General features: G+C 62.3%; 9 protein-coding genes. 1 reads left to right on the forward strand and 8 read right to left on the reverse strand.

Annotated elements, in window-relative coordinates:
• Nucleotides 1–30 precede the first annotated feature (30 nt).
• Both IPI01_12215 and IPI01_12220 read right to left on the reverse strand, forming a co-directional pair.
• Nucleotides 31–1,866 carry a hypothetical protein gene (locus IPI01_12215; GenBank protein ID MBK7258540.1) on the reverse strand — a complete coding sequence of 612 codons (1,836 nt, stop codon included), beginning with the start codon at nucleotides 1,864–1,866 and terminating at the stop codon, nucleotides 31–33.
• Nucleotides 1,867–1,973: 107 nt separating this feature from the next.
• The gene (locus tag IPI01_12220; GenBank protein ID MBK7258541.1) at nucleotides 1,974–3,044 is read right to left on the reverse strand and encodes a carbohydrate-binding family 9-like protein; all 1,071 of its coding nucleotides are present in this window, start codon (nucleotides 3,042–3,044) and stop codon (nucleotides 1,974–1,976) included.
• Nucleotides 3,045–3,084: 40 nt separating this feature from the next.
• Between IPI01_12220 and IPI01_12225 the strand changes: the two genes are divergently transcribed.
• Nucleotides 3,085–3,525 (forward strand): transcriptional regulator, encoded by a 441-nt coding sequence (locus IPI01_12225; GenBank protein MBK7258542.1) that lies wholly within the window; start codon nucleotides 3,085–3,087, stop codon nucleotides 3,523–3,525.
• Here IPI01_12225 and IPI01_12230 read toward each other — a convergent pair.
• The 6 genes from IPI01_12230 to tal all read right to left on the reverse strand — a co-directional run bounded on the left by IPI01_12230 (nucleotide 3,455) and on the right by tal (nucleotide 14,277).
• On the reverse strand, nucleotides 3,455–3,814 hold the full coding sequence (locus IPI01_12230; GenBank protein MBK7258543.1) for a carboxymuconolactone decarboxylase family protein: 360 nt from the start codon (nucleotides 3,812–3,814) through the stop codon (nucleotides 3,455–3,457). The genes IPI01_12225 and IPI01_12230 overlap by 71 nt on opposite strands.
• Before the next feature lie 8 nt (nucleotides 3,815–3,822).
• Complete coding sequence (locus IPI01_12235) at nucleotides 3,823–7,866, reverse strand: PAS domain S-box protein (protein MBK7258544.1); 4,044 nt, start codon at nucleotides 7,864–7,866, stop codon at nucleotides 3,823–3,825.
• Between the two features lies 1 nt (nucleotide 7,867).
• On the reverse strand, nucleotides 7,868–11,566 hold the full coding sequence (locus IPI01_12240; GenBank protein MBK7258545.1) for a PAS domain S-box protein: 3,699 nt from the start codon (nucleotides 11,564–11,566) through the stop codon (nucleotides 7,868–7,870).
• A gap of 68 nt (nucleotides 11,567–11,634) precedes the next feature.
• Complete coding sequence (gene kaiB / locus IPI01_12245) at nucleotides 11,635–11,922, reverse strand: circadian clock protein KaiB (GenBank protein ID MBK7258546.1); 288 nt, start codon at nucleotides 11,920–11,922, stop codon at nucleotides 11,635–11,637.
• Between the two features lie 481 nt (nucleotides 11,923–12,403).
• Nucleotides 12,404–13,159: an ROK family protein gene (locus tag IPI01_12250; protein ID MBK7258547.1), complete on the reverse strand. Its 756-nt coding sequence runs from the start codon at nucleotides 13,157–13,159 to the stop codon at nucleotides 12,404–12,406.
• Nucleotides 13,156–14,277, reverse strand: a complete 1,122-nt coding sequence (gene tal / locus IPI01_12255; GenBank protein MBK7258548.1) for a transaldolase — start codon at nucleotides 14,275–14,277, stop codon at nucleotides 13,156–13,158. The genes IPI01_12250 and tal overlap by 4 nt, the downstream gene beginning before the upstream one ends.
• Between the last annotated feature and the right edge of the window lie 8 nt (nucleotides 14,278–14,285).

Consider the following 14,285-nt stretch of genomic DNA (forward strand, 5'->3'; position numbering starts at 1 on the left):
TCATGAAGGCATGGGTTCCGGCAACCGCGGCTACGGAATGTCCTTCGGCCGGCCGGGATCTTTCCATTCCCAGAGCGGTGCAATGGTCGGGACAGCAGTGATCACGCCACCGAAGCCGATATAGCGGCGCGTGACCATGTTCGATTCGTTCACTTTGAGCGCACGCAGCCTCTCCTCATAGACCTTTGTGCCGGCCTTCTGAGCGAGGTCACTCACGGCATCGGTGACCACCTGCATCTGGCGTTCACCCCGGAGCATCCGCCGGCCGGCCGAGAGCAACGAATCGACGGGCGGGACGTTGGTGGTGGTATCTCCCGGGACGCGGCGTTTCCCCAGCACTTCAAAGACCGAGTATCCATGGTCAACCCGGACCGGGCCACCCACACGGCCGGAATCCGTGATCAGTGCAGTGATCCCCAGTTCCGGTATGGAGTCCACACGGAAGAACCCGGAGACCCCCCCACGCGCGGCCCATGCACGGCGGCCCGACTGCGGGGCCATCTCCGCAAGCGGCGTTCCACCCAGGGCGCGTTCGAGGATGGTGAGAGCGGCATGCAGACTGTCCGAAAGCACCTCGCGCACATTGACCTCATACATGCGTCCGAGCACCGCAGCATGGGTGATGAAATAGGCGACCACCTCGTCATCCTGCACCGTCACGGTATCCTGCAACGCGCGTTTCATGGCGGACGCGGTCCAGTACTCCGCCCACACGCGGACATCGTGTTGCGCGGCATCGGAATTCTGCAGGCGCTGTTTGTATGCTTCGCGGCTCATGAGTTCCGACCCGACCGCGTCCTTGATCATCACGTTCAGCCGGTTCCTGAACAGTTCCGGATGCAGCGTGACGAACTGGAATTCCCGGCTCTTGAATGCATCGATCACATCCCGCACGGAAAAAGAGCCGCTGGAGACGCGGACGAGCGGCTGGTGGACGTCAGCGCCCATGATCCGTTCGACCTCATCGAGGTCGTTCGCCCCGAAGCGGAAGCCGTTGCGTGTTGCCCGCGCTGCAGTATCCGTCAGTATCACCCCGTGCAGTGCGGCGGCAAAACGCTCGAACACCACCGGATCGGCCTCGGCGCGCTGGGGTGAAAGGATGGAGCCCATATACGTGCCGGCGCGGTCGGACTGCTTCCTCGCCCGCACGATATTCTCGACCTGATGGATCCGGTCAGGGATGGATTTCTTCTGGGCATCGGCGAAGGGCCAGGAATCGAGGTACGCCACCACGCCCCATCCAAACGTCTCGCTGCGGAAGACACCCGACAGTCGACGGTTCGCGGACAGGGCATAGACGGTGTCTTCGAGAACGCGGTCAATGATCCCGAACGTCACGTTCATGGAATCGACGCGGTAGAGCAATTCAGGGGAAAGGGTCTGCAGAAGGGAATCCACCACGCCGGGGCGGCGGACAAGTTGACGCATGCTGCGTGCCGCACCTTCGTCCGGAGAATGCAGGAAGAGCACGCGCACCTCGCGCGGGTACCGCTTCATGCCATCGCTCAGATCGCGGTCGGACACCTGGATGCGGCCGGTCACCTCGCGACGGTAGAGCACATCGCGGGCCATCAGGCGTTCGAGCGCATCGATCTGACGCAGCGTCGTGCTGTCGTTGCCGACGCCGCGTGCCGCCGCTTCCTGGGCCAGCAGACGCTCCGCCACCATGGAGCGGAGCGCCTTCACTTTTGCGCTGTCGTGTTCGGCCCGCCGGTCTTTCCCCGGCCAGGGCATCAGCTCGAATCGTTCGAGGAAATCCTTCGCCGTGATCACCGACGTCCCGACGGTCGCGAGCGTGTCGGCGGGCAAGGTCTTTCCCGGCTGGGCAACACCCTGTGCCGCTCCGATGGCGAGCACAGTCAACACATGGAGGATCCGCACTGCTTCGGCCTTCCCGGATGGATCAACGAAAGAGAGATGTCATGCAATATACGGACTCTCCGGGTCGAACTCCACCGCGCGGCATCCGATCATCACCGCACGCGGCGATGCATCCCCGACCGCTCATCGAGCGAGATCTCGTAGGTCCGCCCGCCGGACTTCCTGGTCGCCGTGATCATGTACCCGCTGTCGCTCACGGAGAATTGCGGGTTGAACCCTTCCGGATCCATTTTCAGTTCTGCCAGCGACCGGGCATAGGAACCGTGTGCCGTCTTGTGGTCGTTCTGTGCATACCAGATCTTGCTCAGATAGACATAGGCATCCCACGCAGGATCGGCGGGAGGTACCGGGCCCTTCTTCTTCTCGAACACCAGTTCACCCCAGAATTCCGGACGGTGCATATCCACCACCCACTGCGGCGACCACACCCAGTTGTCCTCGGGGCCCTTGAGCTTCTTGTACCCCGTCGGCGTGATGTCGTACTTCCACTCCACGCGCGAGAAGTCGATCTTCCACCTGTCGCCCGGAAGCGGCGCTCCGGTCACCCCCCCGCGCCGCAATGCGGTCCACGGGATCGCCAGCTCAACGCTCCACCCGCTGTCGATGTCCGACGGGTCATTGATCGTCCCGTACACATGGGTGGCCGTGCGCAATCCCTCCATGTTCCACGAGTTGTCCGCATCACCCTTCGCACGGTACGGCTTGGGCAGAAACAGGTCCCACACCGTGTTCAGGGCATTGATCTCGAACTCCATGTATGCCAGACAGTCGCCGTCCGGGTCCATGAACAACTCGAAGTCGTTGTCATAGAAGATCACCGTATCGCGCTGGCGCAGCGTGCCGATGACATGGGGTTCCTGCAGAAAGGCCCCGATATAGAGGCACTGGTCGTCCCACATCATCCGTGCGCGGGTCTGGAATCGCGGGAGGGGCTTCCGGCTCCCCTCGATGTCCACGAAGGAGGGCGTCCAGACAGCATCCTTCCATTCCTTGTCACTCACCACGCCATCGATCACAGGAGGGGTGCTCGTCACGAGGGCACGATAGACCCTGGGCGGAGGGAGCGTTGACGATGAACCGGCCTGCTGGCCCTGCCCGAAGGCGAGCATCGCGAGCGACGAAAGGAGAAGGGTGACACATGGCACAACTTTTCTCACGCGCATACGTAATAATCTCCAGTACGCATTGATGGTGGGGATGAGAATGACATTTACACAACACTCTGACATAGCAACATTGATGGCCCGGGTCCGCGACGACATGAAACGCGCAGGGATCACGGTGTCGTTCCTCGCCACCCAGCTCGGCGTGTCGCGACAGTACGCCTGGCAGGCCGTCCACTACCGCTCGCCCATCTCCATCGAACGTGCGCGGGAGATCGCTGCCACCGTGGGCCGCATCATCGCGCAGCGGTCCCACATCCGGTCGTTCGGCGAGCAGCTGCGTGCTGCGCGCATCGCTTCGGGGCTGACCCTGAAGGAAGTTGCGGGAATGATCGGCTACTCCTGGGTCGGCGTGGAACGCTGGGAGAAGGATATCTGCCGCCCCAAACCCGGCGTCCTCTGGCACCTGTTCACGCTGTACGGGGAGCCTTCGCGTTCCATACATCAAGGAATGCCACCGCTCGCCGCAAGTGCGGAATGACGATCGAACCACCGACGACCAGCGCCACGCTGAAGACCTCGAACAGCTCCGCGTCCGTCACCCCCTCTTCTTTGCACCGCTGAATATGATACGATATACAATCGTCACACCGCAACACCATCGATGAGACGAGCCCGAGCATCTCTTTGGTCCGGACGTCCAGGACGCCCTTCTCATACGTCAGCGTATCCACACCGAAGAATCTCTTGATCGCGCGGTTGTCCTCGCCGAGGATCCGCTCGTTCATTGCCGCCCGGAACTCGTTGAAATCGTCCACCCGGTCCGCCATATGTTCTCCTATCCCTTCTGCGCGTGCAGATTGTCTGCGAATGCGATCTCGAATTGCGTGCCATTGCCCCGACGGATCCTCAGGGAACCACCCAGTTGACGCGTCAGGGTATCCACCAACTGCAGGCCGAGCGACTCCGTGGTCGAAGGATCGACATCCTCCGGGAGCCCGACGCCATCGTCGCTGACCGCGAGAACATACACCGGCCCCTCCGCACGGAGCCGGATCGTCACGGTGCCTTCGCGTCCATCCGGGAACGCGTGCTTGAGGGCGTTCGAAACCAGCTCGTTCACCACCAGTCCGCACGGGATCGCCGCATCCACCGTCAGGAACAGTTCCTGCACGTCCACGACCAGCGAGATCGCCACGGGTCCCGTCTGATACGTATGGAAGAGGTTCGTTGACAGCCGCTGGATGTAATCGGCGAAATCCACACGGGAAAAGTTATCGGACTGGTACAGTTCCTCGTGCACGAGCGCCATGGACTTGACACGTGTCTGGGACTCGCGGAGGACCGACTGCATCTCCGGGAGGTTCACCTTCCCGCTCTGCAGGCTCAGCAGGCTCGTGATGATCTGCAAATTGTTCTTGACGCGGTGATGGATCTCCTTCAGGAGCACTTCCTTCTCCGCGAGCGACGCCTTGATCTGGTCTTCCGTGCGGCGGCGTTCGGTGATCTCCCGTGCCACGCCGACAAGCGCCACAGGCTCGCCCTGATCGTTGCGCACGGTGGAGGTCCACAGTTCGACGGGGAACTCGTCGCCGTTCTTCCGCCGGTTCATGATCTCACCGCTCCACCCCGACGCACGCGTTCCCTGCCGGATCCGGTCCGAAAGCTCCGCCGGCACGGAAGCAGAACGGATGATCATCACATCCTTGCCGAAGATCTCCTCCTCACTATACCCGTACGTGTCCGTGAACGCCTGATTGATGTACAGGACCGAATTCTTCAGATCGGTGATGACGAAGGCGTCCTTGGCGCAATTGAGGGTGAACGCGAGCAGCCGGAGTTGCCGTTCGGCCTCGACGGTCTCCTGGCGTGAGCGCTCCTGCTCGGTGATATCCTCGCCGATCAGCAACATCCCCTGGACCACACCGTTGGGTTCGATCTCGGGTGAGAATGTGAACCGGATCATCCGTTCGCGCCCGTCCTTCCGATTGAACGCGAACGACTCCTGAAGAGTTTCCCCCGCCCCGATGACGCGCGCGACGATATCCAGCAATCGTGATTGATCCGATTCCCGCACCAGGAAGCCCGCAAGGGCTTTGGTGCCAACGACCTCCTCCGCGGGGTGGCCAAGGATCTGCGCGGCCCCGGTATTCCAGAAGTGGATCGCCCCCTGCCGGTCCGTACTGATGATCCCGACAGACCGTGAACTCTCGAGCAGCAGGCGGAGAAAATGGACCGTGCTCTGCAGGGTTTCTTCGAGTTGCCGGCGCTCGGACACGTCGCGTGACGAGAATGCGATCCGCGTGGTCTTGCCGGATGCATCCAGCACCGGATGGAGCGTATGTTCGTAGTGTTTGCCGGCGTGACGGTCCTCCAGGCGGAGAGGGTTCCGGGTATGAAGGACCGTTTCCATGGCCGAGCGTCGCGAAACAGCCAGAGAAGACGGCAACATATCAAACAGCGATGTGCCTGCCACGGGAACCTCCGGGAGCATGCTCGCGGCCTGGTTCATTGCCAGGATCGTGCCGTCAGCATCCAGGAGATACGAGGGGTCCGCCGAGGCATTCAACAACGCCAACGAGGTCTGCTCACTCAACCGCAGCTCGAGCCGGTGATGCCGGTACCGCCGCATCAGATAGGACAGGAGCAGTCCGCTGACGATCAGCGCCAGTGCGGTCAGGATGAGCCCGACCGGACGCAGGTAGAATGGTGTGTAGGGAGCGAAGGCAACGGTGATGGGATCGGCGGCGACCACACCATCAGGATCCTTGACCTGCAGGGTGAATTCATGGTCTCCGGGAGCCACGGCACCGAGATCCACCTCTCGCACGGTCGACCATCCGCTCCACGGCCCATCGTCCAGGCGGAAGCGGTTCTCCAGTCCACCCTGCGGCTCCTCTCCCCACCACGCATCGACCTGCCAGCGCATGGCCACTCTGTTGCCGCTGAACACGGGTGGCGCGGCCGTGACCTGCGGTGGATGCGAGTGGTCGTCCTGGCGGTGGAGGATCGCAACGCCGCCGCCGACGGTACCGAAGAATGCATGTTGCCCTTCGATCAGAAGCGGCCAGAGCGCGGTGTGCTCCAATCCGGATGCGCTCCCGTACGAATTCCAGATGCCGTGAGCAAAGCTTGCGGCCCCGCTGCGCGTCGTCACCCAGACCATGCCCGCGCTATCCACCTTCACATCCCACACACCATCGCTGAGAAGTCCATCGGTGCTCGTGTAGTAGCGGACCGTGCCGTTCTCCAGCACGCCCAGGCCATGCGCCTGGTCTCCAAACCAGATGCACCCATCCCTCCCTGCGGCCACGGAAAAGACCCGTTCACTACGGAGTCCGTCGTGCGACGACCAGGATCGCCAGAGGCCCCGGGACCATTGGGTGAGTCCATTGCCCGTTGCGAACCAGTAACTCCCGTCCGGAGCTTCACAGAATCCATAGACATTCCGCTGCAAGGGGGCCTGGTCGCCGCCCCACACCGTGAACACGGAACCTGCGCGGCGGTACACCGCCGGACCGGGGGTCCGATCGGTGCCGGCCTGTGCACCATTCTCGAGGCCAAGGAACCAGAGACAGCCTGAACGATCGGCCGTGATGCGGTGATACGGACGCTCGCCAAGGCCATCGGCACCACCGAAGTGGCGCCAGCCCCTGCCGTCGAACCGGAGCACGCCCGTAAAAGCGAAACCGCTGGAGACCCACACGGCACCATCGGCATCTTCGGCGAGTCCGGTGATGACACGCAGCGGATACCCTGCGGCAGAGGTGATCATGGCCGACTCCCCATCCCGGGTGTGCACCTGGATGCCATCGCTTGTCCCGATCCACAGGGAACCATCACGCCGCCTGAGGATCTCCATGACAGCGGACGCGGGGTGTGAGATCATGGGTTCGATCGATTCCCATCGGTCGCTGGAGAGACGGCACAGATGAAGGCCGTTGCTGCCGCCGACCCACAGATCACCGTTGGGCCGGAACTGCGCAAAGGAGAATCCGGTGAACGCGGGAGGTGCAGGCAAGGAGAGCTCACCCAGCCCCTCACGGTGGATCCGGAGGACGCCGACCTCATCCACCTGCACGACCACGTCATCGTCGCACGCGATCAAATGGGGCTGCGATGGGGCGGCTTCGGCACGGACCCTTCGCGGTTCACTGTCTCCCTTCCAGACCCACAATCCGATGTTTTCGGCTGGCTGCACCACCCATGCCGCGCCGAACTGTTCCGCATTCTCCGCAAAATGTGCGGCCTCGAAGCGCCTGTCGCCGAACCCCAGAACCCGCGTCCACTCCCGCCCGTTCCCCGCATAGAGCCCGCGGGAGGTGCCGATCAGCACCCGCCCCGACGGTTGGGCCTCGATCCTTTTGATGGCAAAGGACTCCGCGGAGTTGATCGGAGAAGCGGAGATGAGCAGGTCACCATCACGGACGAACGCATGTCCATCACTGGTGAGAAGCAGTGCGCGTCCCGAAGGCAGTACCGCTCCTGAAATGAACGGCGTGTGTGCCGTATCCTGATCAAGACCGATCTCTGCGAATCCGTTCCGGTTGCCGGTGAACAGCCGCCGCCCCATGACCACCAGCAGACTGGTATCGCCTTCGGCGAGCATCAGCGTGATCTGGTCGGCTGGCAAGCCGAGATCGGCTCCCACGGGATGCCAGACGTAGCCATCGTACCAGGCCAGCCCGCGCGCCGTGGAAGCCCACACCACACCATTGGGTGTTTCCCGCACGTCATAGACGATGTTCGACGGGAGCCCGTTGCGGGTCGTGAAGGCGGTCCAGCGCCAGGCATCCTGCACGTTCTCGATCTGCGCTGAGAGAATGGACGGAACGGCAAGAAGGAGGCTCAACAGCATGACGAATGAACGATACTGCCCCATATCAATCCTCAAGCGGCATAGTGATGGTGAACGTGGTGCCGCGATCACGAATGAGTCCAAGTGACCCGTCGATCTGGGCGGTCAGCGTGTTGACCAGCTGCATGCCCAGCGTTTGCGTTGCCCGGAAATCAAGGTCGTGCGGGAATCCCACCCCATCATCTCTCACCATCAGCACCCCCCGTTTGCCTTCCAGGAGGGAGAACCCGATCTCGATCTCCCCACCCGTCCGATCCTTGAACGCGTACTTCAATGCATTAGAAACCAATTCATTGATCACCAGTCCGCACGGGATCGCGGTGTTCACCGGCAGGTTGCACTGGTCGATACTATAGATGACATGGATATTGGGAACATTGTACGAACGGAACAGGAACGCAACAAGGCTGCGCACATACTCGCCGAAGTTGACATGAGCGAGATTCTCCGACTGATAGAGGCGCTCATGAATGAAGGCCATGGAGCGGATGCGGTTCTGGCTCTCCCGCAATTGCTCACGCGCATGGGTGTCCGTGGTCGCACCCGACTGCAGGCTCAGAAGGCTGGAGATCACCTGCAGATTGTTCTTGACGCGATGGTGGATCTCCTTGAGCAGGACCTCCTTTTCTTTCAGGGAAGCGGCGATCTGCATCTCGACCTGCTTGCGCGCCGAGATGTTCGTCAATGTGCCGAGCATCCGCTCCGGTGCATTGGCCTGCGTCATGAGCAGAATGCCGTTGCCGGAGATGTCGATGTACTCCCCGTTCTTCCGACGTAGACGAAACTCCGCCAGGAACGGAGCACCGCCGGACACCGTGGCCCGATAGGTATCTTCCGTCTTCGCACGGTCATCCGGATGGACCAGCCCCCACCACCGCTGCGAATCGACAGCACTGAATTCCTCCGGTGTAAAGCCCGTGACCGCCTGGATGGCTCCCTGCCAGGAGATGACCCCGGTGCGCAGATCGAGATCATAGACCAGCTGTCCGGTCGCTTCCGCCGTGATGCGGTACCGTTCCTCGCTCCGGAGCAGATCGTGCTCCGCGATCTTCGTATCGGTGATGTCCCTGCCGATCATCTGATACTCATGAATGACCCCCTGGCCATCCACGATGGCCCCCGATACCCAACGCACCCATCGCTCGGATCCATCAGGGGCAATGAAGGAAACATCCTGCTCACAGGCCGCTCCGCCACCCTGACCCTTCCACAGGGCAGTGACGACCTCGTCGGGGCTCGTCACGGCAAATGCCGCGGGGAACCGGCGCCCGATCAGCCGTTCGGGTGCGGTCCGGAGCGTTCGACTTACCGCTCCATTCACGAACGATAGCGTGCCGTCCGGCAGCACGCGCACGATAAGTTCCGACTGCTGATCCAACACTGCCCGGAGCCGCGCATCGCGTTCGCGGAGTTCGCGCGAGTGCTGCGCTTTCCGGTGGATCGACAGCGAACCAAGAAGCAGCAACAACCCCGTGAGGACTCCGACGGGCACAAAGAAAGAAGGGCGGAAATAGAACGGCGGCGGGACGGTGAACTTCAGTGTCGTTCCCGCAGGATCCACCTGCGCAAGGGGCCCCCGTGCCTGTACCGTGATCGTGTGATCGCCGGATGACAGATTGCGGAGTTCCAGCGGACGCTCCAGGCCCCACGGAGACCAATCACCATCGTCAAGTCGGTACCGGGTCGGGATGTCGCGCTCGAAGAGATTGCCGGTCCTGCCGTACGCCTGCCACATGAGCGTGAGAAGGTCGCCCCGATCCACCGGTTCATGGAACCGGACCGCAGGCGCCGGACCTTCGAGCTGCCTGAGGTCCAATCCCGCTACGCCGGCGTTGGTCATGCCAACGTGCAACACACTATCGCGCATGAGCAACGGCCAGAGATTAGGATTCGGGAGGCCATCACGCAATCCGATGGTCGCCCACACCCCGCGGTCGTGCACCGCAAGCCCCTCGCGCGTGGCAACCCAGAGCCGGCCGGCATGGTCCACGAGGAGATCCCACACACCCGGGCTCGAAAATCCTTCTTCGGGAGTGACATATTTCGGCGCATCCGTACCATCGAGAGAGCCGAGCCCCTGGGTCTGGTGTCCGAACCAGAGCCGCCCGCTTTTCTCGAGCGCGAGCGTGAAGACCTTGTTCGTCCTGAGCCCCTGTTCGGTTGTCCAGTACGTCCACACGTTATCCCGTAACCGCCCGATCCCTCTTCCCGTTGCGAACCAGAGTGTGCCGGCAGAATCCTCCACAACGGCATACACCCGGCCGTCCGGAAGGCCATTCCTCCGGTCCATCCGCTCGAATCGTTTCCCGTCATAGATGAACGCGCCGTTCTCGCGATCCGGATACAGCCCCGGAGAGAAGAAACTGATGGTCAGAAACCACAACCTGCCCTCGCGGTCGCGTGTGATACGGTGCACGCCATTGTCGCTGAATCCCTCCGCTGCACCGAAGTGCTTCCACGTCGAGCCATCCCACCGGTATGCACCGCTGAACGATGAACCGCTCGCGACCCAGACATGTCCGGCACGGTCCTGCGCCAGGGCCGTGATGATCCCGAGCTGCTGCTTGCCGATCGACTGTATCATCCGGACCTTCGCGTGGCCTCGATAGACCAGAATGCCGTCGGAGGTCCCGACCCAGAGCGCACTGTCCCGCGTGAACAGCATGGCGTTCACGGTGTTCAACAGGCCATTCCCGGAAGCAAGAAGGCGCGTCCACAGGCGGGATGACAGGCGGCAGACATGGAGGCCATTGGTCTTCCCGACCCAGAGATCGCCGCGCGCATCGAACCATATGGTGGTCGCACCGATCAGCTCCGGTGGCAGAGGGTCGAGCGCGCTCCAGATGCCACGCTGACGGAGGGTCGCATTCCCCGATTGTTCAAGCGAGAGCACCGTCCCCCTTTCGTCACAGTCGGAGGTGAGCGTCGTGCCACTCGGCGTCAAGGGAGTCCTCGTCAACGTGCCGTCCGTTGACCACTCGATCCGGTACAGGGACCGCCCGATGCGTCCGCAGAACGTCCCGTTCCCGGCGCGATCGTCACTGAAACCAATGAGGGTCAGGAATTCACCTGGCAGAGGAAAGAACAGGTCCCATCGTGCGCCGTTCCACCGGTAGACCCCTCCCGGGGCATTGAGGATGGGGTACCCGGTGCGTGAGGCAAGGACGCCGTACGTGGCTTCCGGAACTCTACGGGCCACGGGATCATCGAAGGGCGAGGGAAAATGCTCGAGGGCGCCGTTGCGCAGAAGATACAGACAGGAGTCGCCCTGAATCAGCAACCCCCTGCCCCTCAGGGGAACAACGTGTCGGGCGCTTACCTCCGAAGGGCCGGCGCGCAACGGGAGAGGATGATAGCCCGCATGATCGACATGATACAGCCTGGAGCGGGTAACAAGATAGACGCCTGAAGAGTCCGCGGTCGCACTTGCACCCTGGAAGCTTGAAGGTTGAGCATCGTCTGGCGGAGATTGCCAGTAGTTGCCGTTGTACCAGGCCATCCCTGCCCGGGTGAGGACCCAGAGTTCTCCCGCAGGCGTCTCGATGATCTTGTCGATGGTGGCGGATGGCAGACCCGCTTCGACGCTGAACCACCGCCAGCGCCACGACTCACGCAACGCGGAGCCCGGGTCCTGGCTCAGGGCTTGTGGCCCTGAAAACCCGAGGACGCAGGCGATCACCATCAACCACCACCACCTGACATCGAACCGACGGGCCAGGGTCATGCAGGACCTCCACATTCGCACCATTGCTCAGCACCACTGGCCCGGATCACCACGGCACCATCACTCCTTCATGGCTTGGGGGAAAGGGGACGGACGTCCAGACCAAGCAAAACCTTTTCACGGTCGGACAGGTCACCAACGATGCGCCGGATGGGTGGAGGGAGTTCACGCACCAGCGTCGGCGTCGCCAGGATCTTCTCATCCTCGGCCAGCTGTGGCCGCTCGAGGACGTCGATCACCTCAAGTTCATACTCTGCTTCAAGGTCCTGTTCACATATGCGGCGGAGATTGCTGATGGCCGCATCCGATTGTGCGGTCCTGCCGGTGATATAGAGACGCAGAACGTAAGTGCGCATATGACCCTCCGCGACATGTCCACCTCAACCTCCGAAGCAATACCCCCGATAGAATGCCGCCGGATCCCCCATGAATTCAAGAACGAGCGATCGCTGGACGAGGAGGATATCATCTTCGTGTCTTCGACCAGAAGGATTCGCATCGAGCAAATACTCCCGGAGGTATGGCATCCCGTGGGACGCCACGGTGCGGCAATGCATGGCGTCCGCATCGCACGTGAGCGATATGGCGGATCCATCGGGAACGGCATCGGGGGTATTGTCAGGACAACGTTCCGGCAGATGGCCGGGCGTCATATGGTCCGCGAAGGGTTCCGGAAGGAGCTGAGAAACTCAAAGAACACCTCCTCCGCGCCATGTCGGAGAGCCAGAGGAGTGCGGCCAGTCAATGGAAGGTGCCTTCAGCGACCCCACGACCTCAGGCACAGGCATGCGAACCGGGGGTAAGGGTAGTGTATCAAACAGAGGTGACAAAATCAACCTAGGGGCGGCGCCGGGCGGCCAGGGCTGCACCCACGATGCCCGCCTCATTCCCCAGGGTGGCAGCCACGAGTTCAGCCCGAGTCTTCAGGGTTGGCAGGAAACGAGGTGCTTTGCGGCTGACCCCCCCTCCGATGATGAGGAGATCGGGCCACATCACGTTTTCCAGGGCCGCAAGGTACTCATTGAGACGTTTTCCCCATGCTTTCCAGGAAAGGTCCTTCACTTTGCGCACCCGGGCCGAGGCGAACTGCTCGGCGGGCTTTCCACGCAACTCCATCTGGCCAAATTCAGTGTTCGGCACCAACACCCCATCAACGAACACCGCCGTCCCGATGCCTGTCCCGAGCGTTGCAAGGACGACAACACCCTTCCGGCCCCGGCCGGCCCCGAACTGCATTTCTGCAAGGCCGGCAGCATCGGCATCATTCACCACGACCACAGGGCACCCGCACGCGGCACTGTACACCTCGTACGCCTTCACCCCGATCCAGGCCTTGTCCAGATTGGCCAGCGCCAGCACTTTCCCGTCTTTGATGGGCCCGGGCATCCCGCATCCGACCGGGCCGCGCCACTTGAAGTGCTTGACGATCCGTGCCACCAACCGGCCGATCTCCTTCGGTCCGGCGGTTGCCGGGGTCTTCAGTCGATACCGCTCGCTGACGAGCGTTCCGGTGTTCAGGTCGACGATGGCACCCTTGACGGCGCTGCCACCGACGTCAATGCCCAGCATGTGGTGTTGTGGAACCGCGCTCATGATGCCTTCCGCTTATTTTCAACATTGCGCAACAGTCCGTCAAAGGACCGTTCAAAGGAAGCCACGCCATCCCGCTCGAGGGCATCGAGCACCTCGCTCATCGAGATGCCTTCTGCCTGAAGCAGCCCGATCAACGCCGCTGCATCCGGTACCCCGCTCTCGATCGCCGGGACGGCCGTACCATGCGAGAGGATCGCCGCGTAGGTCGCAGGCGGTACCGTGTTCACGGTGTCCGGCCCGATGAGTGATCCGACGTAGAGCAGATCACTGTACGCCTTGTTCTTGGTCCCGGTACTTCCCCAGAGCGGACGCTGGACGGACGCCCCCTTCGCCTGCAGGGCTCGCCAGCGATCGGAAGCAACGATCTCTTTGAATGCCGCATAGACGAGCCGGGTATTCGCCACCGCCGCGCGGCCCGCGAGAGCGCGCAATCGCGCAGCGTCCTCCGCCGCGGCGCGGTCGGCCATGCCTGAGAGCCGTTCATCCACCATGGTGTCGATCCTGCTCACGAACACACTCGCCACCGACGCAACGCCGGCGACATCCTGCCCATGCTGCACCCGCTCCTCGAGTCCGCGCATCCAGGCATCCACCACCTGGCGGTACCGCGGTTCCGAGAAGATGAGCGTGACGTTCACATTGATGCCCGCGGCGATGGTCCGCGTGATCGCCGGCAGGCCTTCGAGCGTCGCCGGGATCTTGATCATGACGTTGGGGCGCTTGAGGCTCCCCCAGATCTCCGCGGCCTCACGTATGGTCCCCTCCGTATCCCGCGCCCTGGTGGGATCCACTTCGATGCTGATGTAGCCATCCTTCCCGCCTGTGCGGCGATAGACCGGCAACAGGATGTCCGCGGCATCACGGATATCTTCCTCCATCAAAGCGCGTATCAGCGCCGGTGTGGAGATCCCCGGCTGAGCGCGGACGAGCGTGGTGATCTGTTCGTCGTAATCTGTGCTGCCGGAGATCGCATTGTCGAAGATCGTCGGGTTGGACGTGACGCCGAGCAGCCCCTCGTCGACCATCCGCTGGAGCGTCCCGTTCCGCACCATGCTCCGGCTGATGTTGTCATACCAGATACTCTGCCCGAGGGCGGCGAGCTGATGGAGGATATGCATGTGATCCG

The sequence above is a fragment of the Ignavibacteriota bacterium genome (assembly GCA_016707525.1).
Lineage (GTDB): Bacteria > Bacteroidota > Ignavibacteria > UBA10030 > UBA6906 > JAGDMK01.